The organism is Longimicrobium sp., assembly GCF_036388275.1.
Classification (GTDB): domain Bacteria; phylum Gemmatimonadota; class Gemmatimonadetes; order Longimicrobiales; family Longimicrobiaceae; genus Longimicrobium.
The window spans coordinates 23,728-40,267 of record NZ_DASVSF010000099.1; the positions used below are offsets into that span (position 1 = coordinate 23,728).

The 16,540-nt window shown below is 70.7% G+C and carries 15 protein-coding genes; 1 reads left to right on the plus strand and 14 read right to left on the minus strand.

The genetic code is table 11. From position 1 onward, the window contains the following. The first annotated feature begins 129 nt into the window (after nt 1–129). Complete coding sequence (locus VF632_RS20830; protein WP_331024847.1) at nt 130–897, plus strand: tetratricopeptide repeat protein; 768 nt, start codon at nt 130–132, stop codon at nt 895–897. An 89-nt stretch (nt 898–986) separates the two neighbouring features. On the opposite strand, the gene fbp is transcribed toward VF632_RS20830, so the two are convergent. The 14 genes from fbp to VF632_RS20900 all read right to left on the minus strand — a co-directional run bounded on the left by fbp (nt 987) and on the right by VF632_RS20900 (nt 16,498). Next, nucleotides 987–2,042, minus strand: a complete 1,056-nt coding sequence (gene fbp, locus VF632_RS20835) for a class 1 fructose-bisphosphatase (RefSeq protein ID WP_331024848.1) — start codon at nt 2,040–2,042, stop codon at nt 987–989. Then, nucleotides 2,039–2,437, minus strand: a complete 399-nt coding sequence (locus VF632_RS20840) for a hypothetical protein (RefSeq protein WP_331024849.1) — start codon at nt 2,435–2,437, stop codon at nt 2,039–2,041. Before VF632_RS20840 ends, fbp begins: the two co-directional genes overlap by 4 nt. Next, nucleotides 2,434–4,695, minus strand: coding sequence for a DNA internalization-related competence protein ComEC/Rec2 (locus VF632_RS20845; protein WP_331024850.1), 2,262 nt, complete (start codon nt 4,693–4,695; stop codon nt 2,434–2,436). The genes VF632_RS20840 and VF632_RS20845 overlap by 4 nt, the downstream gene beginning before the upstream one ends. 719 nt (nt 4,696–5,414) lie before the next feature. Beyond that, nucleotides 5,415–5,879, minus strand: a complete 465-nt coding sequence (locus VF632_RS20850; protein WP_331024851.1) for a LapA family protein — start codon at nt 5,877–5,879, stop codon at nt 5,415–5,417. Further along, nucleotides 5,876–7,249 carry a tRNA (N6-isopentenyl adenosine(37)-C2)-methylthiotransferase MiaB gene (miaB, locus tag VF632_RS20855; protein WP_331024852.1) on the minus strand — a complete coding sequence of 458 codons (1,374 nt, stop codon included), beginning with the start codon at nt 7,247–7,249 and terminating at the stop codon, nt 5,876–5,878. Before miaB ends, VF632_RS20850 begins: the two co-directional genes overlap by 4 nt. A 99-nt stretch (nt 7,250–7,348) precedes the next feature. Continuing rightward, nucleotides 7,349–7,762 carry a PIN domain-containing protein gene (locus VF632_RS20860; RefSeq protein ID WP_331024853.1) on the minus strand — a complete coding sequence of 138 codons (414 nt, stop codon included), beginning with the start codon at nt 7,760–7,762 and terminating at the stop codon, nt 7,349–7,351. Beyond that, nucleotides 7,759–8,115, minus strand: a complete 357-nt coding sequence (locus VF632_RS20865; protein ID WP_331024854.1) for a hypothetical protein — start codon at nt 8,113–8,115, stop codon at nt 7,759–7,761. The genes VF632_RS20860 and VF632_RS20865 overlap by 4 nt, the downstream gene beginning before the upstream one ends. A gap of 126 nt (nt 8,116–8,241) precedes the next feature. Further along, on the minus strand, nt 8,242–9,645 hold the full coding sequence (locus VF632_RS20870; RefSeq protein WP_331024855.1) for a hypothetical protein: 1,404 nt from the start codon (nt 9,643–9,645) through the stop codon (nt 8,242–8,244). After that, nucleotides 9,642–11,063, minus strand: coding sequence for a hypothetical protein (locus VF632_RS20875; protein WP_331024856.1), 1,422 nt, complete (start codon nt 11,061–11,063; stop codon nt 9,642–9,644). The genes VF632_RS20870 and VF632_RS20875 overlap by 4 nt, the downstream gene beginning before the upstream one ends. Before the next feature lie 78 nt (nt 11,064–11,141). Next, the gene (locus VF632_RS20880) at nt 11,142–12,215 is read right to left on the minus strand and encodes a CgeB family protein (RefSeq protein WP_331024857.1); all 1,074 of its coding nucleotides are present in this window, start codon (nt 12,213–12,215) and stop codon (nt 11,142–11,144) included. Then, a complete protein-coding gene (locus tag VF632_RS20885) occupies nt 12,212–13,294 on the minus strand; it encodes a CgeB family protein (RefSeq protein ID WP_331024858.1) in 1,083 nt (360 codons plus the stop codon). The genes VF632_RS20880 and VF632_RS20885 overlap by 4 nt, the downstream gene beginning before the upstream one ends. Continuing rightward, complete coding sequence (locus VF632_RS20890) at nt 13,285–14,427, minus strand: CgeB family protein (RefSeq protein WP_331024859.1); 1,143 nt, start codon at nt 14,425–14,427, stop codon at nt 13,285–13,287. Before VF632_RS20890 ends, VF632_RS20885 begins: the two co-directional genes overlap by 10 nt. Next, the gene (locus VF632_RS20895; RefSeq protein ID WP_331024860.1) at nt 14,424–15,539 is read right to left on the minus strand and encodes a glycosyltransferase family 4 protein; all 1,116 of its coding nucleotides are present in this window, start codon (nt 15,537–15,539) and stop codon (nt 14,424–14,426) included. Before VF632_RS20895 ends, VF632_RS20890 begins: the two co-directional genes overlap by 4 nt. Further along, nucleotides 15,536–16,498 carry a Gfo/Idh/MocA family oxidoreductase gene (locus tag VF632_RS20900; protein ID WP_349264025.1) on the minus strand — a complete coding sequence of 321 codons (963 nt, stop codon included), beginning with the start codon at nt 16,496–16,498 and terminating at the stop codon, nt 15,536–15,538. Before VF632_RS20900 ends, VF632_RS20895 begins: the two co-directional genes overlap by 4 nt. Nucleotides 16,499–16,540: the final 42 nt, after the last annotated feature.

Consider the following 16,540-nt stretch of genomic DNA (forward strand, 5'->3'; position numbering starts at 1 on the left):
CGAACGCACGCGACGCCCGGAGCCAGCCGCTCCGGGCGTCGCTTTTTATCACCACGCTTGCCAGCCGCACCGCCGCGCGGTCATCTTTCGCCCGCTCCCCTGCTCTCCTCAACCGCGCGCGGCCGATCGATGGACTTCCTGACGGGCTACTGGTTCTTCGGCTCCCTGCCGATCCTGGCGCTGCAGATCTTTCTGGCCGTGCACGCTGTCCGCACCGGGCGTTTCTACTGGCTCTTCATCATCTTCTTCTTTCCGCTCGTCGGAAGCCTGGTGTACCTGTTCGCCGAGTACCTGCCCAGCGCGCGGGCCGGCCGCTCGGGGCTGTCGACGGTGACGAAGACGGTGAAGAAGGTACTGGACCCCGGCGCGGAGATCCGCCGGCTGGAGGACCAGCTTTCACTGACGGATACGCACGACAACCGGGTGGCGCTGGGGCGCGCGTACCGGCAGGCCGGCCGCCTGGACGATGCGATCCGCATGTACGAAAGCAGCCTGGAGGGGATGTACTCCGACGCGCCGCGGGCCCTGTCCGAGTTGTCCGTGGCGTACTACCTGGCGGGGCGGCTGGGCGACGCGCGCGCCACGTTCGACCGCCTGCGCCGCGCGCGCCAGCCCACGGCCGAGGAGTTGACGATCAGCGGGCGCATCGCCGAAGACTCCGGCGATTTGGACCTGGCCTTGCGCGAATACACCGCCGCCGCGCCCGGCGCCGGCGCCGAGGCCCGTTGCCGGCAGGGGCTCGTCCTTAAGCGGCTGAGCCGCGACGCCGAGGCCGCGCGCGCCTTCGAGGAGATCCTTCGCCACGCACGCGTGTCGCCAGGCCACTACCGCAAGGCCGAGAAGGAATGGATCGACATCGCCCAGCGCGAAACCAAGGGCGCCGGAGCCGCGCGCTGACCTCCTCCGGATAAGAAGGAGCGCGCCGCCCGGGATGGGCGGCGCGCGCTTTTTTGGCTTCAAAGCCTGGGAAAGGCCCGGCGTCGAGGTCAGACCCCCGCGGCCAGCGGCTCCAGGGCCGCTTCCATCCCAGCGCCCACGGTGCCCGCCAGGAAGCGCTCGGCCATCTCCACCTGGTCGGCGCTGCCGATGTACAGCGGGGTGCGCTCGTGCAGCGACTCCGGCTCGATTTCCATGATGCGGCTGGTGCCGGTGGACGCGCGTCCGCCCGCGTGCTCGGCGATCATGGCCAGCGGCGCGGCCTCGTACAGCAGGCGCAGCTTGCCGCGCGGGTTCTTGTCGTCCGCCGGGTACATGAACATCCCGCCGTACAGCAGGTTGCGGTGGAAGTCGGCCACGAGCGAGCCGATGTACCGCGCGCTGAACGGCTTGGGATTGGTGCCGTCGAGCCCCTTCAGGTAGTCGACCAGCGCGCGCTGCTGCGGCGACCACTTCATGAAGTTGCCCTCGTTGACGCTGAAGATGCGCTGCCCGGGGCTGGGGATGCGGATGTCGGGGTGCGAAAGCAGGAACTCGCCGATGGACGGCTCCAGCGTGAAGCCGTGCACGCCGTTGCCGGTGGTGTACACCAGCATCGTCGACGAGCCGTACACCACGTACCCCGCCGCCACCTGGCTGTAGCCCGGCTGCAGGCAGTCCTGGCCGCAGCCCCGCGGGTGGTCGCTCACCTTGCGATGCACCGAGAAGATGGTGCCCACGCTGACGTTGGCTTCGATGTTCGACGAGCCGTCCAGCGGATCGAACAGCACGCAGTACTTGCCCGTGGGAAAGCGGTCGGGGATGGGGATGAAGTCCGCCACCTCTTCCGACGCCATGCCGCACAGGTGCCCCGTGTGGTCCAGCGCCTTGAAGATCACCTCGTGGGCGTACTCGTCGAGCTTCTTGACCTCTTCGCCCTGCACGTTCACCTCGCCCGTGTAGCCCAGCACGTCGGCCAGGCCGGCGCGGCGCACCTCGCGGGCGATCATCTTGGCCGCGAAGGCGATGTCGTACAGGATGTTGGAAAACGCGCCCGTCGCTTCCGGGAACTGGCGCTCGGCCTCGATGATGTGACGCTCGATGGTCACCAGGGACTTGCTGGTCACGCCTTCCTCGCGGGTGCGGATTTCCGTTGCAATGCGGCAAACTCCTTCTGCCGCGCGTACGCTTCTACTTCGTACGGGTTCTGCCGATACCCGTGGCGCAGCCATTGGCCGCAGTACTTCAGCGGGAACAGCGGGTCGTCGTTCCACTGCCGCACGTGCACCAGCTCGTGCACGATCAGGTCTGGGGCGATGGGCCGGTCCGCGTCGAACAGGATGGTGCGCCCCAGCGTCACCGCCCCCGCGCGCTTTGTGCCGCCTCCCATGAACACCCCGCCGATGGCGGGGATCAGCCGGTTGCGGCGGATCACCACGCCGGGCGGCACCGGGTGCGGCAGCTCCGCGTCTGGCACCCGCGGCCCCAGCACGCGGTCGGCGATGCGCGCGGCCAGGCTCACGGCACCCTCGCCCACGACGTTCCGCCCTCTTCCACCAGGATGCGCACCGTGCCGTCCTGGTCCGTGCGCGCGGCCTCGATCCCCCGCGCCCGCAGGCGCGACAGGACCTCGCGGTGGGGATGCCCATACCGGTTGCGCGCCCCCGCCGAAACCACCACCAGTTCCGGCTTCACCGCGTCCAGGAATGCCGCGGACGATGACGTGCGGCTGCCATGGTGCCCGGCCTTCAGCACGTCGCCGCGCAGGGCGTCGGCGCCGTAGCGCTGGATCATGCGTTCCTCCACCCAGGCCGGGGCATCGCCGGTGAGCAGCGCGGTAAAGCCGCCGTAGCGAACGCGAACCGCCGCGGAAATGTCGTTTGCGTCGGCTGGGGTGTCAAGAGCGTCCACGGGGGGCCACAGGAAGAGGATCTCTACTCCGTCCACCCGCAAGCCCCGGTCCTGGCTTGCCGCAGCCCACGGCACGTTGCGCTCCTCTGCCGTCTTCAGCGTTTCCAGGTAGATGGGGGAGCCCACGGGAACGCCCGGCTCGATCAGCCGCCCCACCGGCATCCCCCGCATTACCGCCGCCGCCCCGCCGATGTGGTCCGCGTGCGGATGCGTGAGCACCATCGCCTCCAGGCGCCTGGCCCCGCTCGCCCGCAGGAACGGAAGCACCCGCCGCTCCCCCGCGTCCCACCCGTCGTCCCGCTCGCCCGCGTCGATCAGCAGCCACCGCCCCGCCGGTGTCCTCAGCGCCACGGCGTCGCCCTGCCCCACGTCGATGAACGCCAGCTCCATCCCGCCGTCCACCGCCCTCCCCGCGAAGGGAAGCAGCAGGAACGCCGCGGCCGACGACATCACCGCGACCGCCCACCTCACCCGGTCGCGCATCCGCGCCGTCGCGTCCAGCGCGAGGAGGAACGCGATGCCCGCCAATCCCCATAGCCACCATTGGGGCCGGGCGACCGCGGCGTGTCCTCCGGGGACGAGCAGGGCCACATCCACGACGCGGTTCAGCAGGTCCAGCGCCAGCCCCGCCCCGTCCGCAATCAGCCGCGCGACGGGCGGGGCCACGGGTTCCAGCACCGCCGCCGCCCCGATGCCCACCAGCGCCAGGCTGCTGAGGGGAATCGCCGGCAGGTTGGCGATGATCGATATCGCCGCGACCTGACCAAAATGATGGGCCACCACGGGCGCCGTCGTAACGAACGCGGCGACGCTGACAACCAGCGATTCCGTTGTCCATCTCGCGGCGGGGTTCCGCCGGTACCGCTCCGGGATGCGCCTCAGCATCGCGCCGCGCAGGAGGATGATCCCGAGCACGCCGGCGAAGCTCAGTTGAAAGCCCGGATCCAGCGCAGCCATCGGCTCGACGGCGAGGATCAGCAGCGCGGCGGCGGACACGATGGGGAGCGATGCGGACGGGCGCTGCAGCACGGTGGCGAGCAGGGCGAGCGCCATCATGATCCCCGAGCGGACGGCAGACGCCGGCGCGCCGATTAGGGCCAGGTACGCGGCGATCAGCGCGATGGTCAGCCAGGCGACGCGCGAGCGCGACAGCCGCAGCATCCGCCCGATCAGCACGAACACGTCGCCGAGCAGGGCCACGTGGGTTCCGCTGATGGCCAGCAGGTGCACCAGCCCGGTCTGCGCGAACCGGTCCGCCAGCGCGCGATCCAGCGTCTCGCGTCGGCCCAGCAGCAGCGCGTCCGCGAGAGGGCCGTGCCGCCCCATCAGCCGGTGCAGCTGCGCCTCCGCACGCCCGCGGGCCCAGAGCAGCGGGTGCGCGGCGGCGCGCGCGGGGGCGACCACGGCGAGCGAATCGGCCATCACGAACCCGGCCCAGGCGGGCTCGCGCGGCCAGGCGCTCCCCAGCACAGGCTTGGGCATCGGCCGCCATTGGCCGCGGAGGATCACCTCCGTGCCAGCCAGGGCGGGGCTGGACCCTCGCGGCAGGCGCACGCGCATCCCTCCCGTGCATCCCGCGATCGGTCCCCCCGCGGACGAGACGGCGCCCGCATCCACCGGGAGCAGGGGCCGGCGCGCGGCGGAATCCGGCGGCGGCATCCAGTTGGCCGCGAGCACGCCGCGGACGACGAGATCGTCCCCGTCCGCAAGCCGCACCCGGCAGTCGCGTTCGGCATCCGCCCGTGCGCCGGCGCCGTGCCCCGCCCCCGCGGCCATGATGGCGCCGAGGATCAGCAGCCCCCCGGTTCGCGAGGAGACTGCAGAGCCGAAGAGCCGGCGGTGAAGCCAGGGGGCAAGAAGAAGCGGCACCGCAGCTAGTGCGGTACCGCCTGTGACTCCATCGACGCGCAACCCGATCAACAGCCCGGCCAGGAAGGCAAGAAACGCAAGAACGAGGGGCAATCGAAGCTGGTTCACCTTTGTCGCGAGAGCGGGCGGAGACGGAGCATGTGGACGGTCCGCATGATAATCGCCACATCCCGATCCTCCAAACCGCGAGCCGCCACCGTGCGGATCGGGACGCCTGCGGCGCGCCGCAACTCATCTGAAGCGATTGGGGTGGGCGGGGTGCCGAGCGGGCCGGGGCGCGCCCCATCATCAAATCCACACGACAGCAGGCCAGTCCACGAAGGTGGACATCGTGTGGTTGTTGCAGCGAATTCATTCGCCCGGGGAGACTTGGGGCGCTCTTCCAGGCGAGGACCAGGACCGCGGCTCGGGGTTCCGTGTCGCTGCCGCGCCCAAGCCAAGAGGCATCCGCAACCAGATCCCACGGCCCTGCAGGGTATGCACTGCGTGCCGGTTCGGTGCGCTCGGGCCTCTGGATGACAGATTGCGCTTGGCCTGAGTATGGTGCGAATCGACCCAGAAAGCAGCACTCAATAGCAGGGAGCAGCGGCCGGGGCGCGTCCTATCCTTCTCTCCATAATGAAGGTGGCGGAGCGTCGCGGCCTCTCAAGGCGGCTCGCAGGCAACGAAAATCGCCGCTCCCTCACAAGGCAGCGGCGGTAATGATTGGGTGAAGCGGGTCAGTCCAGGGGACGATCGCCGTCACGCTGGTGGACGAGCGTGGGATCATTCTCGCGGCCGTCGCCGTCGACGAGGTAAGGTCCGCGAGGTCCAGTGCCGTCACCCTGGAATCGTGCCGTGTGATCGTCGGAGACGAAGCGTGCCGTCTCCTCCGCCTCGACGACAGGTACGTGGGCCGGCGCGGGCGCGCTCGGCGCCAGGACGGGTGAACCCTGGCCCGGCGCCGGAGCCAGCAGCCCGCGGGCGCGCAGCTCCTGGCGCATGCGCAGATCGTGGCGCAGGCTCAGCGCCAGCATGGCAAGCATGCCGGCCAGAAAGGCCAGGAACAGCACCACCGTGAGCGGCGCGCCGTAGAACGTTGCGATCCCGATGCTCACCACCGCGCGCTCGCCGCGGTTGAGCCAGGTGAACAGCCCCGCGGCCAGGGCAATGCCCGCCGGGGGCAGCCAGCGCGGGATCGTCACGCGGCTGCCAGCGCGGGAATCAGCTCTCCCGTGAACGTGGCCCCGGTGGTCGAAACCAGCGTCACGTCCACGAAGTAGCCGATCAGCTCGGCGGGAGCCTCGAAGGTGACCACCTTGTTGCTTTCCGTGCGCCCCTGCACGCCGCCGCGCCGGCCTTCCTTTTCCACCAGCACTTCTACGGTGCGCCCCACCTCGGCCTGGTACATCTCGGCCTGGATCGCGCGGTGCACGGCGATCAGCCCCTCGAGCCGGGCCTGGCCCACCTCGTCGGGAACGAACTGGTCGCGCGGAAGGCGCGTGGCGGGCGTGCCGTCGCGCTCGGAGTACTTGTACAGGAACGCGTCGTCGAACCGCACAGCGCGCACCAGGTCCAGCGTGGCCTGGTACTCCTCGTCGGTCTCGCCGGGGAAGCCCACGATGATGTCGGTGGAAAGCGCGATGCCGGGCATGGCTTCGCGCACCCACTCGATCTTTTCCATGTACTCGGCGACCGTGTACCGGCGCAGCATGCGCTTCAGCGTGCGGTCGTGGCCGGCCTGCACCGGCAGGTGAAGCTGCTTGCAGACCGTGGGCTCGGCGGCCATCACCTCCACCAGTTCGCGGGTGAAGTCGTTGGGGTGCGGGCTGGTGAAGCGCACGCGGCGGATACCCGGCACCCGCGCCACCTCGCGCAGCAGGCGGGGGAAGTTCCAGCCGCCGTGCTCGTACGAGTTCACCGTCTGGCCCAGCAGCGTCACCTCGGGAACGCCGTCGGCGGCCAGGGCGCGTACCTCGTCCAGGATGGCCTGCGCGTCGCGGTTCTTTTCGTCGCCGCGCACGTACGGCACGATGCAGTACGTGCAGCGGTAGTTGCAGCCGCGCTGAATGGGCACCCACGCCGAAACCGCCGACGTGCGGCGGGCGGTGATGCCCTCGTAGTTCTCGAACGGGTCGAAGTTCAGCACCGTCAGGCCGCGCGCGGCGATGGTGGCGGCCTGCGTGGCGGGCACCAGGCGCGCCGCCGCGGGGCCGCGGCGAGTCACCACCTCGGCCAGCTTTTCGGGGAGCTGGCGGTAGGCGTCGGGGCCCATCACCATGTCCACGCCGCCCGCCTTGCCCAGAAGCGACTCGCCCATTCGTTGCGCCATGCACCCCGTGACGCCGATGACGACGTCGGGGTTGTCGCGGCGGATCTGCTGAAGCTGGCCCACGCGCCCGATCACGCGCTGCTCGGCGTGGTCGCGGATGGCGCACGTGTTCACCAGGATCACGTCCGCGTCCTCGGGCTTGTCGGCGGGGGTGTATCCCTGCTCCGCCAAGATGCCGTGCATCAGCTCGCTGTCGCTGATGTTCATCTGGCACCCGTACGTTTCGATGTAGGCTCGCTTCATGGTAGGCACTGCCGATCCGGTTTGGGCGTAAGACTCCCGCGTACACCCGAGCCACCGATCAGTTCGCCAAGAGAGAAGGCTTGCGTGTCGCGCGTGGGGTTACGCGGCCAGCCGGGCGAGCGCGCCGACGGGCGAGACCGCAGGGATCCGTGACTCCCGGAAATCAGCAAGGTCGCGGGTCACGATCACGTCCACTCCCACTTTCTCCGCGCATACCGCCTGCACTGCATCTTCGAAGTCTCGCCACTGGAAAGCGAGCGCTTGCAGAAGGTCACCTCTTTCGACGGGAACAACCTCGAGCACACGGAGCAGGTCACCAATGGCGAAGGCAGCAGACTGGGTTCCTTCCATCCGACGAATGACGTAGAACGCGGTTGTGAGCGTGTGTCCGGCGACGAACCCGGTCGCGCGCTTGGTTTCGATCGCGGCGAACAGGGCTGCGGCGGCCTCCGCGAATCCGGGCCGCCGCTGCGCAAGGTCCAGCACGACGTTCGTGTCTACCAGGAGTTTCATCGACCGTACTTCTGCCAGAGGTATTCCTTGTAGTCATCCTCATCCGCGCCCTGCCGAGCGACGCCGAGCAGCCGCCTGGTGATCGGGGGGAGGGACTGAATCCATTCCTCATCGCGGTCGCCGTAGGACGTCGACCCGGATGACAGCGCACGGTCTCCAAGGTTTGTAGCTGAACCGTTGCCGTTGCCGTTCTGGTACGCCGAGCCACCATTGCCGCATCCGCCATTCACCGGCAGTGCCGCGATCAGTTCGTTTAGCACGTCGGCTACATCGGCCCCGTGCTCGCGGCTGTACTGGCGGACGCGGTTCGCCATCTCCGCGTCCAGATCGACGATCAGGGTTTCTTTCGCCATGATTCCCTCCGAGGTGCGGCTCCGATCAACAATGCGCACGAACCGGACATCCGTCAATGCCCCTGACGCAGACGGCCCCGCGGTGGCGGGGCCGTCGAGTGACGCCGCAGCGCAGGGTGCTGCGCGTCAGTCGGTGCCGGCGGGCTGGATGCCGGCGCCTCGGCGGCAGGCGTCGACGAAGGCGGGCTCCGCGCGCTCGCAGTGGGCGGCACGCCCGCTCGCGGTGTTTTCCAGCGAGGTGATGGTCTGGCCCACGGACCGGTAGCATTCCGTCTTTGCGCGCTCGTCCCGCACCAGTCCGCAGAAGCGGATGCCTTCGCCCGGGTCGGCGGCCAGGTTCACGAAGTTCACCGCCACGCTGGCGACGCACCACACCTCGCCCATCCCTTCCGCCAGGCCGCGCGCCAGGCCGCAGAACTCCAGCGAGCGCTGGTGGTTCTGCGCGGCGTACGCCGTGATGTCGCGCCCCAGGCTGCTGAAGCAGGTGTCGCGGTGTTCCAGTGGCGCCTCGCCGCAGGCGCGCGCGGCGGCGCCCAGGTTGCCCTGCGTGAAGTACAGGACGGCCGAGGTCTGCATGGTGTAGCACGAGGTCCGGTACTTCTCGGCGACGGCGTTGCAGGGATACTGGAAGTCGTTGCGGTCCAGCGCCTTCCACTCGCCGTGGTTCATCCCCGCCTGCGCCGTCCCGTGCCCCGCGTCCGCATCCGCCGAGCCCGCCTGGTGCCCGGCGTGCGCGTCCGCCGGTTGCGCTTGATGTCCCGCGTGCGGATTGGCGGCGGCGTGCTGGCCCTGCGTGCCGGCGTGGCCCTCCGCCGTGTGGTGCGGGTGCGTGACGTTGACGATGTTCTCCATGAACACGCCGCCGTAGCAGCTTCCGCGGATGAAGTCGTCGGTCGCCAGGTCGCACGCCTCCAGCGCCATGGGAACGTGGTTTTCGTGCAGCGCCATCACCCCGTGCCCCATGCCGTGCGCGCACTGGAAGAAGAGGAACATCGAGGATCGGTGCGGCTCGCACAGCGCGTCGATCTGCGGCGTCCCGATCGGCCGCCCCTGCGCCACCTGCGCCAGGAAGTATCCCTGGATCACCCCGTGATAGCACCCCGACATCTGCGAAGGCGTGCAGCCGGCGAAGGTGGCGGCGGCCGTCTCAGGCGAGCGGTACGCCGAGATCCCCAACCCGTGCGCCAGCGCGTGGGCGTTGCGGCGCACCTCCTCGTCCGTGGCAACCAGCGTGTCGAGCACCTCCATCGACTTGGCAATGCCCGCGGGGTCGATCAATCCCGTGAGCGCGCGCTCGACGCACGCCGCCCTGCTCCCCTCGGGACGCTGGCAGCCCTGGCGCATCCACACGGCGATCTCGCCCGCGGACGACTGCGCGCTCCACGACGCGGGCGCCAGCGAGGTGCGCGGGCCCACGTCGGCCGCCGATGGGCCATGGGTGCCGCGCAACGACGGCGAGCACGACGCGGCGAGCAGGGCAACGCAGCCGGCCGTGGCCGCGCGTAGGAAACGGGGAAGAACGGATGTCATCGGTCGGATGTGGATCGGTGAATCGGCGGGTGCAGATCGGCCTGTCCGCTCGCAAGTTGGCGGCCAGCCGCCGGTCGATCGCCGCTGGCCGAGGAGTCCAGCCCCGCGCCCTGGCGGCAGCTGGCCACGTGCTCCGGCTCGGCCAGCGCGCACTGCTCGGCGCGGCCCTCGGGGGTGGCGACCAGGCTGCGCATGAAGCGCCCGGCGGCCTCGTAGCACTCGCGCTTGGCCTCGGCGCCGTCGACGGCGCGGCAAAAGCGGATGCCGTCGCGCGCATCGGCGGTCTGGTTGATCAGCGTCTCCGCCGCGCCGACGAGGCACCACGACTGCTCCCGCGATCCCGTCACCATGCCGACGCGCCGGCAGGCCTCGATGCTGCGGCCGTGGTCCTGCGCCATCCACGCGGTCAGCTCTCGGCCCAGCCCGCTGAAGCAGGCCAGCCGCATCCCTTCGGGCGCGCCGGCGCACATCCGCGCCGTGGCTTCCAAGTCGCCCTGCGTCCACTGCATCACCGGCGAGCTCTGCATGTTGTAGCAGGCGCTTTGGTACTTCTCTTCGACCACGCTGCAGGGGTACCGCGGGTCCGCCGGGTCCAGCGCCTTCCACTCGCTATGCCCCGACGCGGCGCCGTGCCCGGCGTGCGCGTCGTGGCTGCCGTCCGCCGGATGAGCATCCGCCGACGCGTGCTGCACGTGCTCTCCGCCCTGGGTCTGCGCGTGGCCCGCGGCCGTGTGGTGCGGGTGCAGGGCGTTGACGATGTTCTCCATGAACGCGCCGCCGTAGCAGCTTTCCCGCACCACCGCGTCGCTCGCCTGGTCGCACGCCTCCAGCGCCATCGGCAGGTGGTTCTGGTGCACCGTCACCAGCCCATGCCCCATGCCGTGCGCGCACTGGAAGTACAGGAACGGCTGGTCCCCGTGCGGCGCGCAGAGGCCGTCCAGCACCGTCCGGTCGATGGATTGGCCCTTGGCGCCCAGGTCCAGGAAGTAGCCCTGAACGACGCCATGATAGCACCCCGACATCTGCGACGCGGGGCAGCCCGCGAAGGTCTGCGCCACCGTCTCGGGGGATCGATACGCGGAGATGCCCAGCCCGTGCGCCAGCGAGTGTGCGAGCGCCTTCACCACGGGCTCCCTGCCCGCCAGCGTGTCCAGCACCTCCATGCTCTTGCCGACCCCCGCCTGGTCGATCAGGGAGACCAGCGCCCGCTCCACGCAGGGCCCCGCGCCTCCGGACGCGCGCTGGCACCCCTGCCACGCCCACGCCGCGATCTCGGGCGCGGGCGACTGCGCCGTCCATTCCCTCGCCGCAAGCGGCGCCGCGGGCTCGGGTCCCGGGGACGGGCGTACGGGCTGGCAGGCGGCCGTCAGGGCCACCGCGCAGGCGGCCATCACCGCGCGAACAAGGCCTCGGTACATGGTGGGAGTCATCGTGGACCTGGATGGAGGATGATACGGAGAGCCGCCCGGGAATTCCGCCCGGGCCACTCTCAATCGTCAGACCGGCGCCGCCGTCCCCACGAGGGACTCCAGTTCCTCGGCCCGGTGCTCCGCGGTGTGCTCGGCGACGATGCGGGCGCGCGCCGCCAGGCCGATGGCGCGGCGGTCGTCGTCGTGCGTGTCGGCGAGGATCTGGACGACTTCCTGCGTGGTCGAGGGGAGCAGGATCTCCTTCCCCGGCGTGAGGAAGTGGTCGATCCCCGGCCAGCGGTCGCTGATGATGGCGGCGCCACAGGCCGCGGCCTCGAACAGGCGGACGGAGGGTGACCAGCCCGCGGCCACCATGTCGGCCCGGGTGGCGTTCAGCTGCCAGCGCGCGCTGCTGTAGAACACCGGGTGCAGCGACGGCGGCAGGTGCGGGTTGTGGAGCACGTTCGCCGGCCACGCGGTATCCGCCGGGTACTGCGGGCCCGCGACGTAGAACTTGCGCTCCGGCATCCGCCGCGCCGGCTCCAGCAGATAGCGCTCGAGCACCGGCTGCCGGTCGGGCGCGTAGGTGCCCATGTAGGCCAGGTCGCTCACCAGCAGCGGATCGATCTCCGTGGGCTGGTAGCGATCCACATCCACCGAGCAGTACAGCGGCCTCGCCTCCCGCGCACCCAGCTCGCGCTCCAGCACCTCGTGGAGGAAGGGGCCGCCGGTGAACGAAAGGTAGCGGGTGAACAGCGGAACCTGGTCGGGGCGCAGGTACTCGGCGCTGTCCGTCCGCAGCGCCGCGACGGTGACGGGCGTGTCGATGTCGTAAAAGAACAGCGGGTCCACACCGGCCTCGGCCAGCGCATCGATCACCCGCGGCCCGTCCTTGACGTACGAGCCGACGATGACCGCGTCCGCTTCCTTCGCCTCGGCGACGGCGCGCGGGGCGACGGCGTTCCATTCCTCGTACAGCTTCAAATCCACGAAGCCGGGACGCGCCATGTCACGGTTGCCGCTGTACCAGGGCGCATCCCACTCGTAGAAGGTGATCTCGTGGCCGCGCTCGCGGAAGGCGCGCAGCAGGGCGCGGTACGTGGTCGCGTGACCGTTGCCCCAGCTGGACGAGATGGTCAGGCCGAAGACGACCAGCTTCATACGGCGCTCCCCACCGGCGCGCGCAGGATGGCATCCATCTGCAGCGCCCGCTGTGCGTAGGTGTGGTCCGCCAGTGCGCGGCTGCGGCCGGCCTGGCCAATGCGCCGGGCGTCATCATCCGACGTTTCGCGAACGATGCGCGCCACGTCCTCGGCGCTGGCGGCCACCAGGATCTCGTCGCCCGGCGCGAAGAAGTCCTCGATGCCCTTCCACTCGTCCGTCACCTGGCAGCTTGCCGCGCCCGCCGCCTCGAACATGCGCGTGGCGGGCGACCAGCCGTTCTGCACCATGCTGTCGCGGTGGATGTTCAGCACCAGCCGCGCCGACGCGTTCACCGTATTGTGCCGCGCCGTGGGCACGTGGCCCAGCGAGGTGACGTTGGCCGGCATCTCCTGCTTCCATCCCCACCCCTCGCCACCGAGCAGGAACTTGTGCTCGGGGCAGAGCGCGGCGGCGCGAAAGAAGAACTCCTGTACGCGCGACTCTCGGTCCGGCAGGCGGTTGCCCATGAACAGGATGTCGTACACCACGTCGATGCCTTCCACGGGCCGGTGCTCGTCCGGGTCCAGCGCGTTGTAGATCGGAGTGCAGGCGCGGGCGCCCCAGCTCTCGTACTCGGCCACGACGGGCGGCCCGCCGCCGTAGGTGAACACGTGGTCGTAGCGCGGGATGCACGCGCGGAACGGGTCCGCCTCGTCCGCGGCGATGCGGCTGAGCGTGGCGGGCGCGTCCACGTCCAGGAAGGCCGTCATCACCGTGCCTCCCGACCGCGCGGCGACCGCCTCCTCCAGCTCCGCGTCCCACACGCCGACGCCGCTGCACTTGATCACCCAGTCGCTCTCGGCGAACGCCTGCTCGATCAGGGCGTCGCGCTCGGCTTCCGTCGTGTAGACGATCACGCGGGCGTAGGGCGGATCGTCCTTGAGGTCGCGGTTCTTCTGGCGATCGTACGCGTCGGGCTCGCAGAAGGTGACCTGGTGCCCCAGCCCGTGCAGCGCGCGGATCAGCCCGCGATAGTAGGTAGCGGCGCCGTTCCAGTACGAGGAGACCAGGGACGAGCCGAAGAAGGTCAGGTGCATGCCGCCTCCGTGGTGGCGAGGGTGCCCGCGGCCCCGGCGCTCGCCAGCTCGCCGACGATGTCCAGCAGCTGGGCCGCGCGATGGTCGCAGGTGTGGCGCGCCAGGATCGTTTCAAGCCCGCGCTCCGCCTGGCGCTGGCGCGCGTCGTCGTCCGTGGCGAAACGGCGCAGCGCGTCACCCATCTCCGCCGGGGACTGCACGGCCACGTAGTCGCCCGGGCGGAAGAGGTTTTCCGAGTCCAGCCAGGGGGCGGAAACCAGCGGAATGCCGCAGGCCAGCGCCTCGAACACGCGGATGGTCGGAATCCCGCGAAGCGCCTCGACGTAGGCGCGGCGGGGAACGTGGAGCGTCACCCGGCTGTGCGCGAACGCCTCCGGCACCTGCAGCGACGGCGCCCATCCCCGGAACTCCACCCCGGCGTCGGCCAGCTCGGCCAGCGCGTAGTCGGGATAGCGGACGCCGTGGGCCACGAAGCGCAGCTCGGGAAGGCGCCGCGCGTTGCCCAGCCAGTAGTCGCGCAGCTCCTGCGTGCGCTCCTCGTCGCCCCAGTTGCCGATCCACATCACGTCCTGCGTCTTCGGCCGGTCCAGCGGGCGGAAGCGCACGACGTCGGCCGCCTCGTGAAAGGTCCAGGCGCGCTCCACGGCGAACCGCTCGCGATACACGTCGCGCAGCACGTCGCCAAACGCCAGCACGCCGTCGTACGCGGCCAGGTCGAAGCGGGCGATGACCTCTGGCTGACTCCACGGACGGTGGTGCGTGTCGTGGAACAGGGCGATGCCGCCCGCCGCGCGCACCGCCGGAGCGATGGCGTTCACCACGTGCGGATCGTTCCACTCGTGCACCAGGACCACGTCCGCGCCGCCGACTGCCGTAGCCAGGTCGTCGCCCAGCGTGGCCGATTGTGGATCGAACGAGCGGACGTCGATCTCGGGATAGGCGCGGGCGAACTCCACCACCGGGCCCACGCCGTGGTCGCGCAGCAGGTTTTCCAGCGACCAGGCGCCGCGCGGCTCGTAGCTCACCACCTGGTGCCCCAGGCGGGTGAGCGCGCTCATCAGCCCGCGGACGAAGTGCGCGTTGCCGTGGTTCCAGTCGGAAACGGCGCTGTGGACGAAGAAGACGAATTTCATGATGCCGCAGCCAGCGCGTCGGCGCGGCGGCGTTTCGCCTCGCCGCCGCGCGCCAACTCGTGATAGAGTTCGATGTATTCGCCCGCCATGCGCGCGGCCGTATAGCGCCGCGCGGCGCGGGTGCGCGCGCCGGTCGCCAGCCGCTCGCGGAGCCTGGGATTGCCTGCCAGCCGGCGGATGGCCTCCGCGAGCCCCGCCGCGTCGCCGACGGGAAAGAACTCCGCGCAGCCGTCCCACAGCTCGCGGAAGCTGCCGATGTCGCTCAGCACCAGCGCGCACCCGTGCAGCGCGGCCTCCAGGGGCGCCAGGCCGAACGGCTCGTAGCGGCTGGGGGCGGCGTAGATGGAGGCGCGGCGCATCCACTCGTCCACCTGCGCGCGCTCCACGCGGCCGTGCGAGACCACGTGGCGCGGCTGGTACGCGTCGCCATGAGCGACGGTCTCGCCGATCACGTGCACCGGCGGCCCGTCCGGCCCCAGCACCCCGGCCGCGGCATCCAGCACGTCCACGCCCTTGCCCGCGTCCCACAGCCTGCCGACGGTCAGCACCAGCGCATCGGGGCGGGGCGCGGGCTCGTCCGGGGCGAGGTGGGTGCCGTTGTGGATCACCCGGGGCGCGGGCACCCCGTAGTGACGCGTCACCAGGTGGCCCTGGTATGCCGTGGGTACGACGATGGCGTCCGCGGCCAGCAGGCCCGCGCGCAGCCACTCGCGGTAGGCGCTCCACTCCGCGGCGGGCGCCTCTTTGCCCTCCACCTCGGTGAACCACGAAAGCACGTCGCTGTGCACGGCGACCAGCACGGGCGCGCTGAACGGATGGACCGCGTAGGCGACCTGGTTCAGGTGTACCACGTCGGCCGCGCAGAGCGTGCACAGGCTGCTCAGCCACTCGCCCGCGGCGCGGACGTCCGCCTGCGCATCGGCCATCCACTCCAGCTTGTACGGCCGCCACACCACCTGCACGCCGGGGGGGAGGGCGGCCAGCCGCTCGTCGCGCGGCTCGCCGATGGCCGCCACCAGCACCTCGTGCCCGGCCGCGTCCAGCTCGCGGGCCAGGGTGACCGTGTGGTCCCACACCCCGCCGACGGTGTCGGTGGTGAGCAGGATCTTCATCGACCGTAGATGCGGCCCAGGACGGCGGCCACGTCCACCAGCCGCTCGGCCTCGGGATCGAAGCGCGCGCCCTCGGACAGGCGCCGCGCCCAGTCCACCGCCGCGCGGCCGCCCCACTCGTCCGGCGGGGTCGCCAGCGTTTCGCGGGAGGTGCCATGATACGCCTCGGCGGTGAAGTCGTAGAACGAGCCGTTGACGTTCCTGAGCGCCGCGCCGCCGCCCGTGCCGTAGAACGAGGCGCCGATCACCGCGTCCTGTCCGGCGGAGAGCTTCCACGAGCAGGCCAGCTGCACCGTCGTCCCGTCCGCCAGGTCCACCGTCGCCGACGCGTAGTCTTCGCACCGGTCCGCCGCGGCGCCCAGCGGCTCGCCGCCCGCGAAGAGGCGCGAGCGGACGTTCTCCGCCGCGGGAAAGCCCAGCGTCCACAGGGCGAGATCGACGAGGTGCACGCCCAGGTCCATTACGCAGCCGCCGCCGGAAAGGGCGGGATCGTAGAACCAGGGCTTGTCGGGGCCGTAGGCGTTGTGGAAGACGAGGTCCACCGCGTACACCTTGCCCAACTCGCCGCGATCGATGCGCTCGCGAATGGCGCGCATCCCCTCCGTGAAGCGGTAGGAGAGGTCGACGGCCAGCAGGCGGTCCGCCGCGCGCGCCGCGTCGACCACGGCGCGGACCTCGTCCGCCGTGCGCCCCAGCGGCTTCTGGCAGAACACGGAGACGCCGGCGTTCAGCGCGCGGATGGACTGCTCGGCGTGCATGGCGCTGGGCGTGGCGATGACGATGCCGTCCAGGTTCATCGCCAGCAGCGCATCCAGCCCGTCCACCACCTCCGCGTCCGGCGCCGTCTCCTTCGCGGCGGCGATCATTTCCGGGGACGTGTCTGCCACCGCGGCGACGCGCCCGAAGCCGGCGTTGACGATGGCCTCCATGCGATTCCGCCCGATCCAGCCGACACCCAGGAACCCAAGTGCGGGAGTGCGGGAGTGCGGGAGTGCGGAAGT

Coding starts and splice junctions, on each gene's coding strand:
- VF632_RS20865 (WP_331024854.1), bottom strand. CDS start 8,115: ATGGCGAAAGAAACCCTGATCGTCGATCTGGACGCGGAGATGGCGAAC.
- VF632_RS20885 (WP_331024858.1), bottom strand. CDS start 13,294: ATGCACCTGACCTTCTTCGGCTCGTCCCTGGTCTCCTCGTACTGGAAC.
- VF632_RS20860 (WP_331024853.1), bottom strand. CDS start 7,762: ATGAAACTCCTGGTAGACACGAACGTCGTGCTGGACCTTGCGCAGCGG.
- VF632_RS20880 (WP_331024857.1), bottom strand. CDS start 12,215: ATGAAGCTGGTCGTCTTCGGCCTGACCATCTCGTCCAGCTGGGGCAAC.
- VF632_RS20890 (WP_331024859.1), bottom strand. CDS start 14,427: ATGAAATTCGTCTTCTTCGTCCACAGCGCCGTTTCCGACTGGAACCAC.
- VF632_RS20875 (WP_331024856.1), bottom strand. CDS start 11,063: ATGTACCGAGGCCTTGTTCGCGCGGTGATGGCCGCCTGCGCGGTGGCC.
- miaB (WP_331024852.1), bottom strand. CDS start 7,249: ATGAAGCGAGCCTACATCGAAACGTACGGGTGCCAGATGAACATCAGC.
- VF632_RS20870 (WP_331024855.1), bottom strand. CDS start 9,645: ATGACATCCGTTCTTCCCCGTTTCCTACGCGCGGCCACGGCCGGCTGC.
- VF632_RS20895 (WP_331024860.1), bottom strand. CDS start 15,539: ATGAAGATCCTGCTCACCACCGACACCGTCGGCGGGGTGTGGGACCAC.
- VF632_RS20830 (WP_331024847.1), top strand. CDS start 130: ATGGACTTCCTGACGGGCTACTGGTTCTTCGGCTCCCTGCCGATCCTG.